Annotated in this window: 14 protein-coding genes; 8 read left to right on the top strand and 6 right to left on the bottom strand. The window is 72.3% G+C overall.

Going from position 1 to position 21729, the window contains the following annotated elements; translation table 11 throughout:
• Positions 1-108 precede the first annotated feature (108 nt).
• From ACIP9H_RS33200 to ACIP9H_RS33180, 5 genes are all read left to right on the top strand, one after another.
• Positions 109-1458: an ABC transporter substrate-binding protein gene (locus ACIP9H_RS33200; RefSeq protein WP_401583442.1), complete on the top strand. Its 1350-nt coding sequence runs from the start codon at positions 109-111 to the stop codon at positions 1456-1458.
• A gap of 6 nt (positions 1459-1464) precedes the next feature.
• A complete protein-coding gene (locus ACIP9H_RS33195) occupies positions 1465-2412 on the top strand; it encodes a carbohydrate ABC transporter permease (protein WP_401583444.1) in 948 nt (315 codons plus the stop codon).
• Between the two features lie 47 nt (positions 2413-2459).
• Positions 2460-3266, top strand: coding sequence for a carbohydrate ABC transporter permease (locus ACIP9H_RS33190; protein WP_401583813.1), 807 nt, complete (start codon positions 2460-2462; stop codon positions 3264-3266).
• Positions 3267-3330: 64 nt separating this feature from the next.
• Entirely contained in the window at positions 3331-6069 is a 2739-nt protein-coding gene (locus ACIP9H_RS33185; RefSeq protein WP_401962534.1) for an alpha-mannosidase, read from the top strand.
• Between the two features lie 215 nt (positions 6070-6284).
• Entirely contained in the window at positions 6285-9308 is a 3024-nt protein-coding gene (locus ACIP9H_RS33180; RefSeq protein WP_401962532.1) for a glycoside hydrolase family 2 TIM barrel-domain containing protein, read from the top strand.
• A gap of 72 nt (positions 9309-9380) precedes the next feature.
• On the opposite strand, the gene ACIP9H_RS33175 is transcribed toward ACIP9H_RS33180, so the two are convergent.
• Positions 9381-10508, bottom strand: a complete 1128-nt coding sequence (locus ACIP9H_RS33175) for a copper resistance D family protein (protein WP_401583448.1) — start codon at positions 10506-10508, stop codon at positions 9381-9383.
• Positions 10509-10745: 237 nt separating this feature from the next.
• On the opposite strand from ACIP9H_RS33175, the gene ACIP9H_RS33170 reads away from it, so the two are divergent.
• Positions 10746-10937 (top strand): hypothetical protein, encoded by a 192-nt coding sequence (locus ACIP9H_RS33170; RefSeq protein WP_401583450.1) that lies wholly within the window; start codon positions 10746-10748, stop codon positions 10935-10937.
• Between the two features lie 10 nt (positions 10938-10947).
• Entirely contained in the window at positions 10948-11226 is a 279-nt protein-coding gene (locus ACIP9H_RS33165; RefSeq protein WP_401962528.1) for a thioesterase II family protein, read from the top strand.
• On the opposite strand, the gene ACIP9H_RS33160 is transcribed toward ACIP9H_RS33165, so the two are convergent.
• The 5 genes from ACIP9H_RS33160 to ACIP9H_RS33140 all read right to left on the bottom strand — a co-directional run bounded on the left by ACIP9H_RS33160 (position 11192) and on the right by ACIP9H_RS33140 (position 20812).
• A complete protein-coding gene (locus ACIP9H_RS33160; RefSeq protein ID WP_401962525.1) occupies positions 11192-16657 on the bottom strand; it encodes an amino acid adenylation domain-containing protein in 5466 nt (1821 codons plus the stop codon). The two genes, ACIP9H_RS33165 and ACIP9H_RS33160, sit on opposite strands and share 35 nt — an antisense overlap.
• On the bottom strand, positions 16654-18708 hold the full coding sequence (locus tag ACIP9H_RS33155; RefSeq protein WP_401962523.1) for a non-ribosomal peptide synthetase: 2055 nt from the start codon (positions 18706-18708) through the stop codon (positions 16654-16656). The genes ACIP9H_RS33160 and ACIP9H_RS33155 overlap by 4 nt, the downstream gene beginning before the upstream one ends.
• Positions 18709-19212: 504 nt before the next feature.
• Entirely contained in the window at positions 19213-19578 is a 366-nt protein-coding gene (locus ACIP9H_RS33150) for a YciI family protein (protein WP_401583458.1), read from the bottom strand.
• A gap of 62 nt (positions 19579-19640) precedes the next feature.
• The gene (locus ACIP9H_RS33145; protein WP_401962520.1) at positions 19641-20075 is read right to left on the bottom strand and encodes a protein-tyrosine phosphatase family protein; all 435 of its coding nucleotides are present in this window, start codon (positions 20073-20075) and stop codon (positions 19641-19643) included.
• Between the two features lie 14 nt (positions 20076-20089).
• Entirely contained in the window at positions 20090-20812 is a 723-nt protein-coding gene (locus ACIP9H_RS33140; protein ID WP_401962517.1) for an FAD binding domain-containing protein, read from the bottom strand.
• Positions 20813-21120: 308 nt separating this feature from the next.
• Here ACIP9H_RS33140 and ACIP9H_RS33135 point away from each other — a divergent pair, with 308 nt between their 5' ends.
• Complete coding sequence (locus tag ACIP9H_RS33135) at positions 21121-21681, top strand: NADPH-dependent FMN reductase (protein WP_401583816.1); 561 nt, start codon at positions 21121-21123, stop codon at positions 21679-21681.
• Positions 21682-21729 lie beyond the last annotated feature (48 nt).

Below are 21729 nucleotides of genomic sequence, written 5' to 3'. Positions count from 1 at the left end.
GAACCGGCACCGTTGCGACCTGTCCCTTCCGGCCAGAAGGCATCCCGCCTGAGGTGTCAACGTCGACCCGTCTAGCGTCGTCGCTAGTCGTTCTCTGGTAAGGAAATAATGAGCAACACAGTCACGCGCATCCGCCTCGCGGCCGTCGCCGCCGTCGCCGCCACGGCCAGTGTCGCCGTACTCGCCGGGTGTTCCTCGTCGCCCGACCCCAAGGCCGATGCCGCCGCCGCCGGCTCCTGCGAGCCGGCGAAGGGCAAGGTGACCCTCCAGTACTGGAACACCGTTCCGGGCATGGACCAGGTCGTCGCCCTGTGGAACAAGAAGAACCCGGACATCCAGGTGGAGATGAAGAACATCTCCAACGACCAGTACGGCACCATCGGCAACGCCCTCAAGGCGGGCAAGGCGCCGGAGCTGGCCCAGGTCGGCTACGACGAACTGCCCTTCCTGCGCACCCAGAACGCCTTCGTCGACGTCTCCGCCTGCAAGGACGCCACGGCGGCCAAGTCGAAGTTCGTCCCGTGGACCTGGTCGCAGACCAGCTTCGGCGACACCGGTGTGTTCGCCTTCCCGCAGGACACCGGCCCGATGGCCCTCTACGTGCGCAGCGACATCTTCAAGCAGCACAACATCGCGATACCGAAGACCTGGGACGAGTACGCCGCGGACGCCGAGAAGCTGCACAAGGCGGACCCCAACCTCAGCATGACGTTCTTCGACCCGAACAACGCCGAGTGGTTCAACGGGCTCCTCTGGCAGAACAACGCCGAGATGTACTCGTACGCCGGCGACAAGTGGCACGTCACCGTCGCGTCCGACCAGAGCAAGCAGGTCGCCGACTACTGGCAGAAGCTGATCGACGAAAAGGTGGTACGCACCGACCTCGCGCACGGCTCGACGCAGATGTACGCCGCGTACCAGAAGAACCAGATCGCCACCTACGTGGGCGCCGCCTGGGGCTACAGCATGTTCCGCGACAACCTGCCCAAGCAGGCCGGCAAGTGGTCGATCGTCCCGATGCCCACCTGGGGCACGAGCGCCGCGTCCGGCGACTGGGGCGGCTCCACCGTCGCGTTCATGAAGGGCAACACGCACCTGTACGAGTCGGTCAAGTTCAACGACTGGCTGAACTCGGACCCCGAGGCCCTCGCGATGGAGAACAAGCTGGGCGGCCTCTACCCGGCGGCCACCGCCGGCGCGCAGCTCCCCGCGCTCTCGGAGGGCGTCCCGTACTACAACAACGAGAAGATCTTCGAGGTCTTCGCCGAGTCGTCCAAGAACATCGACACCAAGTTCTCCTGGGGTCCCACCCAGAAGACGGTGAACCTGGCGCTCCAGGACACGCTCGCCAAGGCCGCGGCCGGTGACGGCAAGCTCACCGACGCGCTCGACGCGGCCCAGGCCGCCGCGCTGAAGTCGATGAAGGACCAGGCGATCCCGGCTGCCGCGGGCAAGTGACCGCGGATGACTGACATCGCAACCCGCGCGACGCGCGTGGTGGCGGCCGGAAGGGGCCGCCGTCGTCTCAACGGCGGCGGCCCCCGGGCGGGCACCATCATCGCGTTCCTCACCCCGTTCTTCCTCCCGTTCGTGCTGTTCTACCTGGTGCCGGTCGGCTACGCCGTGTGGCAGAGCTTCCAGGTCGTGCGCCGCACCGGGGGCCAGTACGGCACGTCGTACACGACCTTCGGCGGCTTCGAGCAGTACGTGCAGGTCTTCCAGAACGCGGAGTTCTGGAGCAGCATCGGGCGCATCGGCCTGTTCGGCGTCGTGCAGGTGCCGGTCATGCTGTTCGTGGCCCTGATCATGGCGCTGCTGCTCGACACCCCGCTGCTGAAGCTCAAGGCGTTCTTCCGCATCACGGCGTTCATGCCGTACGCGGTGCCCGGCGTCATCGCCGCGATCATGTGGTCGTACCTGTACTCCCCGCAGCTCAGCCCGCTCGTGGACGCCCTCAAGGGCATCGGCCTCCAGCCCGACTTCCTCGGCCCGGGCGCCGTGCTGTGGTCGGCGGCGAACGTCTCCACGTGGCTGTGGACCGGCTACAACATGCTGATCATGTACTCGGCGCTGCAGGCGATCCCGCAGGAGCTGTACGAGGCCGCCAAGCTCGACGGTGCGAGCAACTGGGCCATCGCCTGGAAGATCAAGGTCCCGATCATCGCCCCGTCGATCATCCTGACCACGGTGTTCTCGATCATCGGCACGCTCCAGCTCTACGCCGAGCCGGCCGTGCTGCGCCAGATCTCCTCGAACATCTCGAGCACGTACACGCCGAACATGCTCGCCTACGCGGTGGCCTCCGGGAACAACTACCAGCAGGCTGCGGCGATCTCCGTGGTCATCGCCGTCATCACCTTCGTCTTGAGCTTCGGGTTCATGCGACTCACCTCGAGGAAGGCGGGACTGTGAGCAACCAGACCCTGACCCGCGAAAGCCGCGTCAGCCGGACCGCCGTCATGGCGCTGATGCTCCTGCTGGCGATCTACTTCCTGCTGCCGATCTACTTCCTGATCGTCGCGGCGACCAAGCCGCAGGGCGACCTCGCCTCCACCAACGGCCTGGTGTTCTCGCACTTCGACCTCTTCAGCAACCTCAAGCTGCTGTTCACCCGCAGCGACGGCATCTTCGGGCGCTGGGCGCTGAACAGCGTCATCTACGCGGTGCTGGGCGCGGCCGTCGGGACCCTGATCTCCGCGCTGTGCGGCTACGCGCTCGCCAAGTTCAGGTTCCGGGGCCGGGAGTTCCTGTTCTCCGTCATCCTCGGCGGCGTCCTGGTCCCCACCACCGCTCTCGCGCTCCCGCTGTTCCTGCTGTTCTCGGCGACCGGCCTCGTCAACACCTACCTCGCGGTGTTCCTGCCCAGCATCGTCAGCCCGTTCGGTGTCTACCTGGCCCGCATCTTCACCGCCGCCGCCGTCCCCGAGGAGATCCTGGAGTCGGCGCGCCTGGACGGCGCGGGCGAGTTCCGCACGTTCTTCTCGGTGTCGATCAGGCTCATGGCGCCGTCGCTGGTGACCATCTTCCTGTTCCAGTTCGTCGCGATCTGGAACAACTTCTTCCTGCCGATGGTGATGCTGCAGAAGGAGTCGCTCTTCCCGATCACCCTCGGCCTGTACGAGTGGAACGGCCAGACGGCCCGCGCCCCCCTGCTCCAGGAATCCGTGATCACCGGTGCGCTGGTCTCGATCGTCCCGGTGATCATCGTGTTCATCCTCCTCCAGAGGTTCTGGCGCACCGGGCTCGCCTCCGGCTCCCTGAAGTAGTTCCGCGGCACCGCTCCCCCGCCCCCGGCTCTCCCGCCACCCGCAACAGAAGGTCCCCCGCGCTATGCACAACTCCGCCGACTCCGCCGTTTTCGTTCCTCATTTCCACTGGGACCGCGAGTGGTACGAGCCGTTCCAGGTGTTCCGGCACCGGCTTGTCGCCGCCCTCGACACCGTGCTGGAGACGGCCGAGGCGAACCCGGACTTCCGGTTCACCGTCGACGGGCAGATGGCCGCGATCGAGGACTACCTGGAGATGCGGCCGGAGAACCGCGACCGGGTCAAGGCCCTGGTCGCCGACGGCCGGCTCGCCATCGGACCGTGGCTCATCCTGCTCGACGAGTTCCTGTGCTCCGGCGAGACCATCGTGCGCAACCTCCAGATGGGCTGGGCGGCGGCGGCCGAGCTGGGCGGTTCCATGCCGATCGGCTACCTGCCGGACATGTTCGGCCACGTCGCGCAGATGCCGCAGATCCTGGCGCGCGCCGGCATCGAGCACGCGGCGCTGTGGCGCGGTGTCCCCGGCTCCGTCGAGGGCCACGCCTTCCGCTGGCGTGCTCCCGACGGCTCCGAGGTGCGCACCGAGTTCCTCTTCGACGGCTACGACAACGGCCTCGACGTCCTGCTCGTGCCCGACCAGATCAGGCGCGCGCTCGGCGAGTACGCGGAGATGACGGCCGGGCGCTGGGGCAACGACCCGGTGCTCGCGATGGCCGGCACCGACCACAACGCGCCCGACCCGCAGCTGGCGGCCTGGCTGCGGCGCGCCTCCAGCGACGAGCGCGCCATCACCATCGCGACGCTCGACGAGTACATCCGCGAGCACGTGCGCGACGAGGTATCCGCCGTCGTCACCGGTGAACTGCGCAGCCACGTGCGCGGCAACATCCTGCCGGGCGTGCTCTCGGTGCGGCTCGCCCTCAAGCAGCGGATGGCCGCGGCCGAGCGCACCATCGACCACGCCGAGCGGGTGAACGCGCTGTGGTCGAAGCGGGACGACTCCCCGTTCCTGTCGCTCGCCTGGCACAAGATCATCGAGTCGTCCGCGCACGACTCCGTGGTCGGCTCCGGCACCGACGAGACCTCCGACCAGGTCGAGGCGCGTCTCGCCGAGGCCGCCCAGGCCGCGCGCGCGGTCCGGGACGCGGCCCTGGCCGAGCCCGCCGCGCGGATGCCGAGCGACGCTCACCTGGTCGCCAACCCGCTGCCGTTCCCGCGTACGGCACTGGCCGAGGTGGATGTCGTGGCCCCGCCGGAGGGCACGCGTCTCGTCGCGACCGCCGCCGACGGCTCGGCGCACCCCGTGCAGCTCATCTCCCAGGCGCCGACCGTGCTCAGCGACGAGCGCATGGACGCCACGCAGCTCGAACGCGTGCTGCGCCGCATCCACCGCCGCGAGCTCTTCGGCCGGCTGATCGACCACTACGAGCTGACCGCGGGCTCGCTCGTCTTCCACCTGGCCGAGGTCCCGACGAGCGGGCCGTTCGACCTGCTCATCCTGCGCCGGGAGGTCGCCGCGGCGGCCGCCGCGCATCCGGGCGAGTGGCGGGTGCTCACGCTGGAGGAGGCCCGGGCGACCGCGCTGGTGCCCGTCCACGTGCCCGCCTCCGGACTCGCCGGCTTCCGCGTCGCGCCGAGCGAGCTGCCCGCCCCGCAGCCGACGGCGTACGCCCCCGCCACCGCGAAGGACCGCACGCTGACGAACGGCCTGGTCCAGGTCGCGGTCGCCGCCGACGGCACGCTGGACGTGACCGGCGCCGACGGCACCGTGCTGCACGGGGTCGGCCGCCTCGTCGACGGCGGTGACCGCGGCGACAGCTACAACTACGCTCCCCCGGCGCGGGACGTGCTCGTGTCGGAGCCGGCGGACGTCACCGTCGAACTCCTCGAGGACGGCCCGCTGCGTTCGCGGATCCGGGTCACCCGCGTCTACGAGTGGCCTGCCGAGCTCTCCTCCGACCGCGACGTCCGCAGCGCCCGGACCGTGGCCACCCCGGTGGAGACCCTCGTGGAGGTGCGGGTGGGCGAGCCGTTCGTCCGCGTCTCGACGTCCTTCCTGAACCAGTCCGCGGACCACCGGCTGCGCTTCCACGTACCGCTGCCGCAGCCGGCGGCCGGCTCCGCCTCCGCCGGGCAGTTCGCGGTCACCGAGCGCGGGCTGACCTCCGAGGGCGGCTGGGGCGAGTACCCGATCCCGACCTTCCCCGCCACCGAGTTCGTGTCGGCCGGGGCCGCCAACGTCCTGCTCGACCACGTCGCCGAGTACGAACTCGTCGGCGACGGCGCCGAACTCGCCATCACCCTGCTGCGCGCGATCGGCTCGATCAGCGTCAACATCCACCCGCTGCGGGACGAGCCCGCGGCGAGCGAGATCCCGGTGCCGGGCGCGCAGGACCTCGGTGTGCGCATCGAGAACCGCTTCGCCGTGGTGCCCTCGGCGACCGGCTGGCAGGGTGCCCACGCCGTCGCGCTCGCCGCGGAGTTCCGCAACGACGTGCTGGTCACCCGCGGGACCGCGTCCGCCGGGGGCCAGTTGCCCCCCGACGCCGCGGGCCTGCGGGTCGAGGGCGCGGACGTCCTCGTCTCCGGCATCCGCCGCGTCACCGGCGACGACCGCGGCGCCGGCACGGAGGTCCGCATGGTGGCGATGACCGGCACGGGAGCGACCGCCCGGGTGACCGGCGCGTTCACCGAGGCCACCACGGTCGACCTGCTCGGCCGGCCGCTGTCCACGGCGCGGGCCGAGGGCGTACTCGAACTCCCCCTCGGTCCCTGGGAGATCCGCACGGTCGTGGTCCGGTAGGGAGACAGCAGGCGCACGCGAAGGACGACGTCACAGTGACCGACACATCCATGATCCACGGCACAGGCGAACGCCCCTGAGTTCGCCCCACCTCCCCAGAGCCGGCCTTCTCCGCACGACGCCGGGTGACCGGGGCCATCGGGCCCCGGTCGTCCGGGTCGGCGCACCCGTCCGGCGTCCGGACCCTTTTGTGAGCAAGAAAGAGTTGTGACCTCGTGCCCTCCCCCATTTCCGCGTACGTTTCGGACACCTCGCCAGGGCGTGGCGCGCTGCGCCCGGCGCGCTCGTGGCTGCACTCCGACGCCCCCTCCCGGTCGCTGAACGGGAACTGGCGCTTCCACCTGTCGCCGACGGTGCCGGCGGAAGAGGACTTCGCGGCCGAAGGCTTCGACGACAGCGGCTGGGACAGCATCCCGGTGCCCTCCCACTGGGTGCTCCAGGGCGACGGCGCCCACGGCCGGCCGATCTACACGAACGTGCAGTACCCCTTCCCGATCGACCCGCCGTACGTCCCGGACGAGAACCCCACCGGTGACTACCGCCGCCACTTCGAGGTGCCCGCCGACTGGTCGCGGGCCGAGCGCGTCGTGCTGCGCTTCGACGGTGTCGAGTCGCTCTTCAAGGTGTGGGTGAACGGCGACGAGATCGGCAGCGCCAGTGGCAGCCGCCTCGCCCACGAATTCGACGTGACCTCGTCGGTCCGCCCTGGCGGCAACGTCGTCGCCGTGCGTGTGCACCAGTGGTCGGCGGCCAGCTACGTCGAGGACCAGGACCAGTGGTGGCTGCCCGGCATCTTCCGCGACGTCACCCTCCTCGCGCGCCCGGCCGGCGGCATCGAGGACGTCTGGCTGCGCGCCGGGTTCGACGGCGGGCGCGGACGGATCGAGACGGAGATCACCGCCGAGGCGGCCGCCTTCCCCGTCACGCTCCGCGTCCCCGAACTCGGCGTCGAGAAGGTCTGGGCCTCGGCGGCCGACGTGGCCCCGTTCGCCGTCGACGGCGTGGAGCCCTGGTCGGCGGAGCTGCCGCGTCTGTACGACGTGACGGTGTCGACGGCCGCGGAGCGCATCGAGCTGCGCGCGGGCTTCCGCACCGTCGAGATCCGCGGCGACCGGTTCCTGGTCAACGGCCGCCGCGTCGTCCTCCACGGCATGAACCGCCACGAGACCCACCCCGAGCGCGGCCGCGTCTTCGACGAGGAGCACGCCCGCGAGGACCTGGCGCGCATGAAGCGGTTCAACGTGAACGCCATCCGCACCAGCCACTACCCGCCGCACCCGCGGCTGCTGGACCTCGCCGACGAACTCGGGTTCTGGGTGGTGCTGGAGTGCGACCTGGAGACGCACGGCTTCGACAAGCTCGGCTGGGTGGGCAACCCCAGCGACGACCCGGCGTGGCGCGCCGCCTACCTCGACCGCATCGAGCGCACCGTCGAGCGGGACAAGAACCACCCCAGCATCGTCATGTGGTCGCTGGGCAACGAGGCCGGCACCGGATCCAACCTCGCGGCCATGTCCGCCTGGGTCCACGCCCGCGACCCCGAGCGGCCCGTGCACTACGAGGGCGACCACGCGGGCGAGTACACCGACGTCTACTCGCGCATGTACGCCTCGGTGCCCGAGACCGAGCAGATCGGCACCGACGGCTCGCGCGCGCCGCTGCTGAACTGCACCCCCGCGCAGGGCGCCCGGCAGCGCACCAAGCCGTTCGTGCTGTGCGAGTACGCGCACGCGATGGGCAACGGCCCGGGCGCGCTCGACCAGTACGAGGAACTGGTGCACCGTCACCCGCGCCTGCACGGCGGCTTCGTGTGGGAGTGGCGCGACCACGGCATCCTCGCGAAGGCCCCGGACGGCACGCCGTACTACGCGTACGGCGGCGACTTCGGCGAGGTCGTGCACGACGGCAACTTCGTCATGGACGGCATGCTGCTCAGCGACGACGTCCCGACCCCCGGCCTGTGGGAGTACAAGGCGGTCGTGCAGCCGGTCCGCTTCACCTTCGGCGAGCTCAGCAGTGTCAGCGGTATCAACGGGTTCAACCTGGTCGACGCCGACCACGTCGCGATCACCAATCTGCGGCACTCGGCCGACACCTCCGACCTGCGCTTCCGCTGGCGCGTCGAGCACGACGGACGGCTCGTGGACGCCGGGGACCTGGCGGTGCCGGTCGTCGCGGCGGGCGAGTCGGCGCGGGTGCCGCTGCCGAAGATCGCGGTGGCCGACGACGCGGAGACCTGGCTCACCATCGACGCCGAACTGGCGGCCGGGACCGCCTGGGCGGACGAGGGACATGTGATCGCCACGGCCCAGCTGGACCGTTCGGCCCGGCGACCCGCGCCGGCCGTCCCGCCGCGCGGCGACTGGCAGCCTGGCGACGGCACCCTGACGCTCGGCATCGCCGAGTTCGAGGGCGGGTCGCTGGTGCGCCTCGCCGGGCGCGACGTCGCGGGCCCGCGGCTGGAGCTGTTCCGTGCCCCCACCGACAACGACGAGGGCACGTCCGGGGAGAACGAGGAGACCGACACCGGCGTCGCCGGGGTCTCCCACGCCGAACTGTGGCGTCGCGACGGTCTCGACCGGCTGACCTCGCGGCTGGTGTCCGTGGAGCAGGCGGACGGGGCGCTGCGCACCGTCGCCAAGGTCTCCGCGGCGGACTCCGCCCTGTCGGTGACGGTGGAGTCCGTCTGGTCGGTCGAGGGCGGCGAGCTCGAACTGCGCGTGGAGATCGAGCCCTCGCGCGGCTGGTCGACGGTGTGGCCGCGGATCGGGATCCGGTTCGACCTGCCCGACGGCACGGCCCCGGTCGACGGCGCCGAGTGGTTCGGCCTCGGGCCGCTGGAGTCCTACCCCGACAGCATGCGCGCGGCGCGCACCGGCCGGTTCTCGTCCACCATCCGCGACCTGTCCGCCGACTACGCGCGGCCCCAGGAGACGGGGCACCGCTCCCAGGTGCGGGAGCTGTCGCTGACGAGCGCGGGCGGCGAGGTACTGCGCGTCACCGCGGTCCCGGACTCGCGCGGGCGCCGCCCGGGCTTCACGCTCGGCCGCCACACCCCGCAGCAGATCGCGCGGGCCGCGCACCCCTTCGAGCTGCCGCACTCGACGACGAGTCACCTCTTCGTCGACGCGGCACAGCACGGCCTGGGCTCGCGGGCGTGCGGGCCGGACGTGTGGGCGGAGTTCGCACTCCGCCCCGAGTCCCGCACGATCCGGCTGCGCATCGCGGCGGGCTCGTGACCCGCTGGCCCAGTGACCGAATGAACGGCGAGGGGCGCCCGCGGGAAGCGGGCGCCCCTCGCCGTTCTGGCGTCAGGCCTCGACGAGTTCGCCGGCCGGAGCGGCGGCGGTGGAGGCGGCGGCACGACGGCGGGCGATCGTGCCCGAGAACCAGTAGCCGGCGATCATCAGGGCGACGACCGCGACGGTCTCTGTCGTGCCCAGCACCCAGGTGGAGGCGGTGGCCTCCTTCGGCGGGAGCCGGGGAAGGTCGTCCAGGGCCAGCGGAACCGCCGAGTGCGCGGCCGCGTCCGCCTGGAAGGCCTGGTTGCGGGCCGAGCCGTGCAGGAAGGGCGCGACGAAGAGCAGGGTCATCGCGAGCAGCGTCTCCAGGGTGATCACGACGGGGAACTCCCGTATCAGCAGCGTCCGCAGCGGGCGCTCGTCACCGGCGGCCCGCAGCGCGTCGATCCGCGGGTGCAGCCAGAACTGGTTGAAGACGCCGAGCAGCAGCAGCGTGCCGAAGATGAGGATCTTCACGCCCAGCACGCGCCCGTACATCGTGGTGAACAGCTGCGACGGGCCGTCGACGTGCTCCCAGTACAGGAACAGGCCGGACAGGGTGATCGCGGCGACACAGCCCATGGCGGCGGCCGAGAAGCGCCGGATGGCCGGGGACCAGAAGGCGCCGCGGTCGGCGGGTGCGACCGCCCCGGGGAGGGCGAGCAGTGCCAGTCCGGCCACGCCGCCCAACCAGACGGCGCCGCCGAGCAGGTGGAGCATCCACATCACGGTCTCGAAGGTGGTGCGGCCCCAGTCGTCGGGGACCTCGTCGGGGAACTTGGTGGTGCCGAGCGCGACGGCCCCCGCACCGAGGCCCGCCACGAGCAGCAGGCGGCGGGTCGCGGCAGGCACGCGCGCGCGGAGGGCCAGGGGTGCGACCAGGAGAGCGCCGGCCAGGACGAGGGTGACCTCCAGTCCCGACAACCGGCCCGCGTTGCTGCCGTCGTAGAGCGAGTTCCATGCCGCGCCGTAGTCGTACCCGCCGTCGTCCCCGGAGTGGGCGAGGCCGGTGAGCACCGCGGGCACGGCCAGGACTCCCAGGACGACCGCGGCGCGGGCGAGCCGGACGGTCACCGCGGACAGCGCGTCGGCGCCGATCCGGCCGGCCGCGGGACCCGCGGCCACCAGGGCCAGGGCCGTCACTCCGACGAACCCCATCAGGGTTACCCAGGCCGACCAGGCGACAGCGCTGTCAGCGAACGGGCCGAGCGGGGTCGACGGCGCCGGAGCCGCGGAAAAGGGCAGCTGGAAAGGCAATTGATGGGACGGCGGCATGACTGATCACCCTCGGGCATTGGCAGGAGAAATCCAGAGGCCCTTAGGTTAGGCACACCTAACTTACCCGTCAATCCGGCTGGGACACGCCCGCGGGGACGGTGGACGCGCGGGCACAGCATGGGCGCGATGGTGGCGTACGAGCCGGCCCCGCGGCTGGAGCGGACGACCGGGCAGGGTCCCGTACACCTCTTCGTCGGCGCCGCGCACGCCCCGGGCACCGGCGCCGTGCCGACCGACGCGCCGGCGGAGCGGCCGGCCGACCACATCCGGGCGCTGCTTCGGCGGTCTGCCCGCCGAAGTGCGCAATGACGAGGCATGGGTGCGCCAGTTGACGCAATCGCTCGCCGCGGACTTCGCGCTGTACCGGTCGTACCGTCCCCGCCCCGGCGGTCCGTGGCGCCTCAGCGCGGGCATCAACGGTTTCGCCGGGGACCGGGACCATATGGTGCCCGCGGGGCAGATGGCCGCCTGGGCGGACCGGACGACGTCCGGGTTCCAGCCGCGCAGCGAGCCAGGAGCCCACCTCTTCATCCGTGAAGGGTGGGCTCCCGTGGCCGAGACGGTCAGCGCGGTGCTGCGGCCCCGGCTTCTCGCCTGAGCCCCGCCGTCGCCTCGGCTTCGTCCTGCAGAGCGTCCGCCTGGCTCTGCAGGACGTCGAGGTCCTCCGAGATGACGCTTCCGGTGGGGATGTCCGGCAGCCGGTCCTCGATCTCGCGCAACGGGCGGTAGCGCAGCCCGAAGACGCCCCAGCAGGCCAGCAGCAGTCCGCCCATGACCATCAGCAGCCCCATGCCGCGGCCCGGTCCGCCGCCCAGCACGGTCTGAAGCGGCGCGCTGCCGGCGACCAGTGGGCCGAAGACGTGGTCGTTCAGGACCGGGGTGAGCAGGAAGCCGAGCGGCATCATGGCGGTCGCCAGCATCTGGTTCGTGGCGACCACCCGGCCCTGCAGCTCGAGGCCGACCTTCGCCTGGATGATGCTCAGCCAGTGCGCGTTGAGCACGGCGTTGCAGGCCCACCACAGGAACAGACCGATGCCCATGAGCAGCGGTGTGGGCCGCAGGCCGATGAGGGCCGTGGCCAGTCCCAGACCCACGGTGGTGCCGATCATGCCGTCGGCGCGACGCCGGGTGCCGCCCCAGAACGCCATCGTGAGCCCACCGACAACCGCGCCGAGGCCACCGGCGGCGACCACCAGGCCGAGGACCGCCGGGGTGCTGGTGGACAGCACCAGCGGGGCGGTCAGCACGGTGGTCGTGGCGGTGATGTAGTTGACCACCACGAAGAAGACGACCATCGCGACCATCGGCCTGCGGCGCACGATGAAGCGCCATCCGCCGGTGAGCGCGGCGGCAAAGGTCTCCCGCCGTCTGCGGAACAGCCGGTCCGGGAACCGTACGGCCAGCAGCACCGCCGCTCCGCACACCAGGGCGGCGATGTCCACGCAGATCATCCCGGTGAGGCCGACCAGTGTGATCAGCGCACCGCCGAGCACGGGGGCGATGAGGGTGCTGAGCGCGGTGCCCAACTGGGCGACTCCGTTGGCCTGCCCGAGATACGGCTTGGGTACGAGCTGGGCGACGGCGGCGAGATAGGCGGGGCGCTGGAACGCCGCCGTGAGCGAGGTCAGTCCCGCGAAGAGCGCGACCTCCCACACATGGAGACTGCCGGTCGCCGCCGCCGTGATCAGCCCGGTCAGGGCCACGCCGTACACGGCGGTGCAGCCCAGCAGGACCCGGCGGCGCTCGTAGCGGTCGGCGACCGCGCCGCCGAGGGGCGCGGCGAAGACCGCGGGGAGCAGCGCCAGCATGGTGATCACGGAGTAGTAACCGACCTGGTGCGTGCGCTGGTAGACCCAGACGCCCAGGCCGAAGGCGGTCAGACTCGCACCCGTCAGCGAGATCGTCTGGCTGAGGGCCAGCAGTGCGAACCGGCGCAGGTCGCGCAGGTCCTGGCGCCCCGGTCGCTCGCGGGCGGGCGGCCGCACTTCCGTGGGCCCGTCGGCCGGCACCGAGACGGGAGCGGGAGCTGCGTCGGCTCCTGGTGCGAGCCGCGCGGAGATCAACTCCGCCAGTTCGGCCGCCTGGTGTTTGACGAAGTAGTGCCCGGCGCCGCCGATCCGCGCCAGGTCGACCTGCTCGGCGAAGCCGTACCACTCCGCGTACCGCTCCTCGGACAGTTCCGTGGTGCGGTCACGGTCGCCGACGACACACAGCACCGGGGTGTTCAGCCGGACCGCGTCCGGGACGGCCAGCCGGGTGCTGAACCAGTCGACCGCCTGGCGGACGTCGTGCCGTACGCCGCGGATCACGGCCTCCTGGGTCGCCTCCTCCAGCTGTCCGCCGAGTGCCTGGAGCACCTCCCGGTAGGCGCGGTCGGAAGTCCAGCGGTCGTTGGGGAACCAGCGGTCCACCAAGGAGGAGAAGCGGCCGGGAAGCCGCGCGATGGGAAAGGCGGCGCCGAGGACCACGCCCGCCAGTTCGGTGCCGTCGGCCTCCAGTTCCAGGGCGATGCCCACCGCCGTGGCGGTTCCGACGCAGTGCCCGTACACCAGGACCGGTCCCGCCGCGCGCTCGGCGAGTTCGGCGCGGCAGCCGTCGATCAGTTCGGGCAGGCCCGGCATGACCTCGTCCGGACGAGCCGGGTCGTGGCCCGGCGGCTCCAGTGCGAGGATCTCGGCGCCCGGGTGGCGTACCGCCAGTTCGGCGGCGAGCGGCCCGTACGAGGCGGCGGAGCCGCCCGCGTAGGGGACGCACAGCACCGTGAGGGTCACCGCGGTCCCTTGCGCCGGTCCCGCCAGGCGCTGCAGGAGCCGGGTGTCCCGGTCGCCGGGCCCGTCCAGGAAGAGGGCGAGGTCGCGGACGGTCGGGCGGGTGAACAGGTCGATGACACGCAGGTCCGGATCGATGGCCCGGGCGGCCCGCAGGGCGCGGAAGGAGTCCCCGCCGAGGGCGAAGAAGTCCTCGTCGATGTCCACGTCGGCGTCAGGGAGTCCGAGCACTTCCTGCCAGACGGCGGCGATACGGCGCTCGGTCTCCGTACGGGGCGTGACCCGGTCGGTGGGCGCGGCCTCCGTCGGCCGGGGCAGCGCGGCGCGGTCGACCTTGCCGTTGGGGGTCAGGGGGACGGCCGAAATGCCGACCAGCGCGGTGGGGACCATGTGGCCGGGCAGGGCGGCCCGCAGTGCCGTGCGGACGGCCTTGACGTCCAGCGGCTCGTCGCCCGCGGGGACCAGCCAGGCGGCGAGCTGCCGCTGGTGGTCGGCGCCGACGGCGAGGACGACGGCCTCGCGCACGCCCGGCAGGGCGCGGCAGGCCGCGGCGACCTCGCCGAGTTCGACACGGTATCCGCGCACCTTGACCTGGTCGTCGAGGCGGCCGAGGAACTCGATGAGGCCGTCGGCACGCACCCGGACGCGGTCGCCGGTGCGGTAGCAGCGGCGGGTGCCGTCCAGCGGGTCCGGTACGAAGGCGCGCCGCGTGGCCTCCTCATTGCCGAGGTAGCCGCGCGAGACACCCGGTCCCGAGATGAGCAGTTCACCGGGAACGGTGGGCGGCAGGAGCCGCCCGGCCGGGTCCACGACGTAGCAGACGGCGTTGGGGAAGGGCGTGCCGAGCGGGGCCACCGGACCGCCGCGCCGCCGCGGGTCCACCTGGCCGAGGTCGCAGCCCAGTACCGAGACCGTGGTCTCGGTCGGGCCGTAGTGGTTGTGCAGGACGAGGTCCGGGCGGGCCGCACGGATGCGGTCGGCCAGTTCCCACGGGCAGGGCTCGCCCGCCAGTACGAGGGTGCGTCGCGGCAGGACGGCCGCCAAGTCACCGTGTGCGGCGAGCAGTTCGACGTGGCTGGGCACCATCTTGACCACGTCGACCGGGTGCGCGGTGAAGTACGCCGCGAGCCGCTCGGGATCGGTGGCCGTGTCCCGCTCCACCATGTGCAGGGTGCCGCCGCCGGCCAGGGCGCCGAAGACCGAGAGGTATCCCAGGTCTGCGGCGGCGGTCGACAGCAGCGCGAAGGAGCGCCCGTGTCCGTCGACCCGCTCCAGGCCGCCGCGCACGTAGTGCACGAGGCTGCGGTGCTCCACCGCGACGCCCTTGGGCGTTCCGGTCGAACCCGACGTGAAGATCACGTACGCGAGGTCGTCCGGCCCGGCTTCCGTCGCCGCGGGAGTGGCCGGCAGCGTGCTGTCGCCGGCGATCTCGCCGATCTCGCCGATCACGGCGATGCGGTCCGCGGGGACGCGGCCGGTCAGGCCGGCCTCGACGAGCAGATGCCCGGCTCCGGCCGCGGCAAGGGTGCCGGCCAGCCGCTGGTCCGGATAGGAGGGCTCCAGCGGGACGAAGGCCGCCCCCGCCTTGAGCACACCCAGCACCGCGACCGTGAAGTCCCTGCCGCGCTCGGCGAGCACGGCCACCGGGGCCTGCGGACGCACTCCGGAGGCGAGCAGCCAGTGCGCGACGCGGTTGGCACGCATGTCCAACTGGGCGTACGTCAAGGAGCCGTCGGCGGCGACGACCGCCACCGCGTCCGGGGTATCGCGCGCCCAGTCCTCGACCAGGGAGTGCAGCGGGCGGTCCAGGGTGAACTCACGGACCGGACCGTGGACGATCCCGGCCTCCGGCGCGGCGGGAGCCAGCGCGCCCACGGGCGCGTCGGGGTCGGCCAGCAGCCCGTCCAGCAGGCGCAGGTACCAGCCCGCGAGGCGCCGCGCGCTGTCGGGTTCGAACCGTTCGGCGCGGTACTCCAGGATGCCGCTGAGCGTGCCGTCGGACTCCCGCTCGAAGAGCTGAAGGGCCAGGTCGGCCTTGACCGAACCGGTCGGCACCTCGCGGAACTCGGTCGTCAGACCGGGGAAGAGCGCGCCGACGTCGGGGCGCCGGTAGAAGTTGGCCATGGTGTCGAACAGCGGGTTGGCGGCGGCGGACCGCTGCGGGCGCACCCGCTCCACGACCCTGTCGAACGGCACGTCGCCGTGCCCGATCGCGTCCAGGACCGTGGTCCGTACCCGGTCGAGGAGTTCCCGGCCGGTGGGGTCGCCGGACAGGTCGCCCCGCATCACCACCGTGTTGACGAACAGGCCCACCGCCCGGTCGCTGCCGGGCGCGCGACGCCCGCCGTCGGGAACACCGACGGGAATGTCGGTGCTGCCGGATATCCGCGCCAGGAGCGCCTGCCACACGCCGAGCAGCACCATGAACGGCGTGCAGCCGGATGCCGTGGCCAGGGCCCGCAACCGTTCCTGCGCTGCGGTGGACAGCGCCAGCGGCACCTTGCCGCCGGCGTCCGACGGGATCGGACGGTGCGGGCGGTCGGCGGGCAGGTCGAGCCCGGCACCGCAGCCGGAGAGCCTCCGCTCCCACCAGTCCAGCCGGTCCGCCTCCAGTTCAGCGGGGCGCCGGTCGTTCACGGCCGCGTACTGCGGCGCCGGTTCCGGTGCGGGCCGCAGGCCGAGGCGGGCGGCGTACAGCGCGGCCAGGTCCTCGACGAGCAGACCGTTGGACCAGGCGTCGGTGGCGATGTGGTGGACCACCAGCAGGAGCGCATGGTCCTGCTCGCCCAGTGCGAAGCACACGGCCCGCAGCGGGCACTCCCGCTCCAGCGAGAAGGCCCGGCCCACGCGGACGCGCACCTGCCGGTCCAGTTCAGCCTCGGCGTCGGCGTGTCCGGCGAGGTCCACGGTCTCCACCGGGACGTCCCCGGCCGGACGGGTCACCATCACCGGCCGCGGGCCCGAGGCGTCGACCACACCGCGCAGCACACGGTGCCGCTCGGCGAGGTCGCGGACGGCGCCCAGCAGGGCGTCAGGGTCGAGCACCCCGCGCAGCCGGAGCAGTACGGGCACCAGGTAGGCGGGGCTGTCGGGCTGCAACTGGGCCTGGAACCACAGGCCTTCCTGGGCCGGGCTGAGCGGTGCGGGACCGTCGCCGGCCTCGGTGGGGTGCTCCTTGCGGGCCGCCGCGGCCCGGGTGGCCAGCAGGGCTCGCAGCCGGTCCTGGTTCCCGGCCTCGACACGAGTGGTGGGGGCGCTCATCGGGCACCGGCTTCCGTGTCCATGGCGACGAGAACCGGGCGCTCGACATCCGCCGGCATCCCGGACAGCGGCGACATCCGGCGCTGCTCGGGCGACGCGTGTGCGGCGTCGGTGGGGGTCCCGGGCAGGTCGGTGGGACGGTCGGCGAGGGCCACGGCGGCGTGGAGCTCGGCCAGCGTGGGGTCGTTGCGCAGGAAGTACCCGGCCGGCAGGGAGACGCCGAGCCGGTCGTGGATCTCCGCGGCCAGCCGCGCGCCCAGCAGGCTGTGCCCGCCCAACGACACGAATCGCGCCTCGGCGCGGCCCTCGGCCGCCTGCGGAAGCACCTCGTACCAGATCGAGGCCAAGGCGCCCGGGTCCTCCTCCTCGGCGGAGGCGGCCGTCCGTCCGGACCGTTCGCGCATCAGCCGCTGCAGGAGCGGTCGCCCGCCGTCCGCCGGACGGGACGCGACCGGGGTCCGCGCGACGTTCAGCTGCTCCTCCGCACGCTGCCGCAGCTGCTTGCGGTCGCGCTTGCCACTGCTGCTGAGGGGGAGTTCGGGAACGATCAGGAACCGGGTCGGCACGTACGCGGGCGGCACCCGGTCCGCAAGGTGCTCCCGCAGCCTTCGCGGCAGTCCTTCCGGCACCTCGGCAGTCGGCTCGGCGGGCTGGATCCAGGCCACGAGTTCCACGTCGTCCCCGATGCGCGCGGCGACGACGGTCCCCGCGGCGACCTCGCGGTGGCTGCCCAAGTGGTGCTCGACTTCCTGCGGTTCGATGCGCTGGCCGCGGATCTTCACCTGGTCGTCGACGCGGCCCAGGTACTCCAGGCCCCCGTCCGCCAGCCGCACCCGGTCCCCGGTGCGGTACCAGGTGGGCACGGACGCGTCGGCCCCGGCGGGGACGAACGCCTGGTCGGTCAGGTCCTGCCGGTTGAGGTAACCCAGCGCCAACGGCATTCCGCCGATGCGCAGTTCGCCCTCCTCCCCGGCGGCGACGAGAACGCCGTCACGGTCGAAGACGCCGAGGACGCAGTTGTCGACCGGCTGCCCGATGAGGATCCGGTCGATGTCGGCTGCCCGCTCCGGACAGGTCCAGTGCGTGACGTCGATGGCGGCCTCGGTGGGGCCGTACAGGTTGTGCAGCCGCGCCGGCAGTGATGTGGCGAAGTCGCGTGCCACGGCGACGGGCAGTGCCTCACCGCTGCAGAACACGTGGCGCAGCGAGGTGCAGCGTGCGGCACCCGGCCCGCGCAGGAACTCGCGGAGCATGGACGGGACGAAGTGGCACACCGTGATGCGGTGCTCCTGGACGGCATCCGCCACCCGTGCAGGGTCGCGGTGCTCCTCCGGGGGCAGGAACACGCAGGTGGCCCCCGCGATCAACGGGAGCCACAGCTCCCAGCCGGAGACGTCGAAGGTCACCGGGGTCTTCTGCAGGATCCGGTCCTCCGGCCCCACCGCGTAGGTGTCGCGCATCCACAGCAACCGGTTGCACAACGCCAGGCTGGGCAGGACGACGCCCTTGGGCGCACCGGTGGAGCCCGAGGTGAACAGCACGTACACGGGCTGCTCGTCGGGAACGACGGGCAGCGGGTCGAGCGGAAGCACGGAGGCGTCCCCCGCGGGGCGCAGGCTCTCCACCTCGACGGTGCGCAGCCCGTGTCCGGCGAGCACGGGCTCCGTCGGCGCGCTGACGAGCGCCACGCGGCTGCCCGCCGTCTCCAGGACACCGGCCAGCCGCACCGGCGGATCGGCCGGGTCGACCGGAAGATACGGCAACCCGGCCTTCAGGACGCCCAGCAGCGCCGCGAGCAGCGCGTTGCTGCGCGGCACGGCGACCACCACCGGCAGCCCCTCCGGCGCGTCCGTCCGCAGCACCCGGGCGATCGCGTCCGACCACGCCTCCAGCCGGCGGTAGTTGAGGGAGTCCCCACCGGACCGGACGGCCTCGCGTTCCGGATCCCGTTCCGTGACCTCCCTGACCAGGCCGGGCAAGCCGGTCGAACAATCCCGTATGACCTGGGGCCCCGCCATTTCGACGGCTCCGGTACCCGACAACTGTGGCACGTCCCTTGCTCCTCTCGCCCCAACAGGGCACGCTCAAAGCCTAGGAACGCCGCGAGTCGGGACAACCCCGCTGATGCATCCTTAACAACGGGACAAGCGGACGCCTTCATACAGATTCGTCCGCAAATGCCAGGCGGTCCGGCACATCGTGCGCCACCCTTGCCGCCACGTCGGTGGCCATCACGCGCCCCGGGCCTCACGGCCCCGGACCCCGCTGGGACACGCCGGCACCCGCCTCACCCCCGTGAACGGGCAACGCCGCTGAATTGTCGGCCTCCTGACGCGCTCCTCGACGGTATGCGTGGTCGCCCTGACCGGCGCCGCCGAAGGAGCGAACGGCCCCGCCGCCGGCGGACGCCGCACCCGGTGGCAACGGCCCTCCGTCCCGGCGAGGGAGTTCCTTGCGTCACGCACGAGCGCGGTAGCGGGCCCGCACGCGGGAGGCGGGCCGGCCGCCCCCGCGGCCGCTCCGTACGGCCACCTCACGTCGCGCGGACCGGCGGATCAGCCCTCGTCCATCCCGAACGAGTCGTGCACGGGCCGCACTTCGACCGCCACGACATGGAAGTCCACGACGCGTGCGGCGATCTCGCGCGCCCGCTCCGGGCTCGCGCACTCGACCACGTAGTACGCGGTGAGCTGGTCGGTCGCCTCCGTGAGCGGCCCGTCCGCGGAGGTCGATCCGTCCCCGCGCCACCGGATCGTCGTGGTGTCCCTCGGGTAGGCCAGTCCCGCCCCGTTGAGCATCTCGCCGGAGCCCGCCAGGTCCTGATGGAGCGCCTCGTGCCTGCGGAACACCTCCGCGCGCTGCGTCGCCGACATCGCCTCGGTCGCCGCGGGATCGGCATACATCAGCACCATGTACTTCATGCGGCCACCCTGGCACCGTACGCGGTCACGGCACCAGACCGGGCCAGGGTGCCGACAGCCCGTCACAGGTCCTGGAAGCGGCGCACGAACCGCCGTTGCCACGGGGTCTCCACCGCGCGGCGGTCGTAGCCGCGGCGGACGAACGCCACCGCCCGGTCGGCCGGCACCCCGTCGAGGACCGCCATGCACGCCAGCGCCGTCCCCGTCCGGCCTCGCCCTCCGCCGCAGGCGATCTCCACACGTTCGCACGCGGCCCGGGCCAGCGCCTCGCGCAGCACGTCCCGCACCTCCCGAGGATCCCTGGGCAGCCCGAAGTCGCGCCAGCGCACCCACCGGGCCTCCCACGCGACCGGCGGAGGCCGCCTGCCCAGCAGGTACACCGCGAACGAGGGCACCGGCCCCGCGGGCAGCGGATCACGCAGTCCCCGGCCCCGCACCAGCACACCGGAGGGGAATCTCACGATCCCGCCGCCTGCCGTGTCCCAGTCCTCCGCCACCTCCGTGCCGCCCCTCAGCTCCCGGCGGGCCCGGTGACGATGCCCGAGACCTGCTCGCTCACCAGGTCCCGGGCCGCGGCGGGCAGTGTGCCGATGCCGGTGGACTCCAGGGCGTGCAGGGCCTGTTCGGCGCCGGCGTCGCACGGGACGGTCGCGCTCAGGACGTCGTAGCCGTCGCGGACGGCGACCCGCAGCCGGCTCCCTCCGGCGGGATCGGCGTGCACCGCGGCGGCCACGACGAGGGGCGGCGGCCCGCCCGCTTCGGCGGGCTGCTTGCGGTACCCGCTGGCGATCGGCTCGCGCCACCGGATGCCGAGCAGGAGGTGGTGCTTGGCCAGGGCGTCGGACAGGTCGGTCTCGTAGACCCCGTCCGTTTCGAGGGTGACGGCACGGGCGTCGAGGACGAGCGCGGCCGGCAGCAGGCAGCGCAGGGCGCTGCCGACGAGGTTGCCGCCGACCGTGGCCGTGCGGCGAACGGCTCCGGTGCCCACGCTCGCGGCCGCCCGGCGCAGTGCCTCCGGCACGCGGTCGTCGATCCGGTGCAGCACCACGGCCGCGCCCAGCGCCTCCCGTTCGATGCCGTTGGCCTCGGGCAGTTCCCGCAGCGACATGGCGTGCTCGGGGAAGCCGTCCCGCTGCCAGCCGGCCCACACGAGGGTCGCCCCGCCGATGGGCACCGCGTCCCTGGCCATGCACTCCTGGGCCTCGGACACCGTCGTGGGCAGATGCAGCAGCACGGCAGTCGACCTGCTTTCTGGGGAGCGGGCGGTGGAAGGAGATCGCTTCGCCTGTCCGATCGCCTGAGGTGCGTATTCTCCCCCGGCGGGCAGATCGGCGTACAGGGCACGGCAGTTGCGCTCTCCGGCCGCACCGGGGGCGGTCGCCGTGACCGGCGTCTCACCGGCAACCCGACACACTTACTTGACGCGTCAATCACATCGGACGTACTTTCTCTTCGCAAGCATCTACTTGACGAGGCAAATAGATGGCCGCGTCGTTCACGCTGTCCACGCTGTTCAGGACGAAGAAGAAGAAAGAGGCTCCCATGACCAGGATCGGCATCATCCTCGGCAGCACCCGCCCGGGCCGCAACGGCGAGGCCGTGGCCCGCTGGGTCCACGAGCTCGCCGCGCAGCGCACCGACGCCGAGTTCGAGCTCGTGGACCTGGTGGACTACAATCTGCCGCTGCTCGACGAGGCCTACCCGCCGGCGATGGGGCAGTACTCCCAGCCGCACACCCACGCCTGGGCGCAGAAGATCGCGTCCTTCGACGGCTTCGTCGTCGTCACCCCCGAGTACAACCACTCGGTGCCCGGCGCGCTGAAGAACGCGATCGACTTCCTGCACGCCGAGTGGGTCGACAAGGCCATCGGCTTCGTCAGCTACGGCTCGACCGGCGGCACCCGCGCCGTGGAGCACCTGCGCCTGATCGCCGCGGAACTCCAGATGGCCGACGTCCGCTCCCAGGTCGCCCTCTCCCTGTTCACCGATTTCGAGAACTTCAGCACCTTCAAGCCCGCCGACGGTCAGCGCGACACCCTCGCCACGACCTTCGACCAGGTCGTCCGGTGGGCCGACGCCCTCGCTCCGCTGCGCGCCGCCTGACACCGCACCGCGGCACCGGGAGAGGACCCCGGGCGGCGTCCCGTGGTC

The organism is Streptomyces sp. NPDC088732, from assembly GCF_044751205.1.
GTDB lineage: Bacteria > Actinomycetota > Actinomycetes > Streptomycetales > Streptomycetaceae > Actinacidiphila.
The sequence above is the reverse complement of the archived record's forward strand: the minus strand, read 5'-3'. Positions and strand labels throughout refer to the sequence as shown.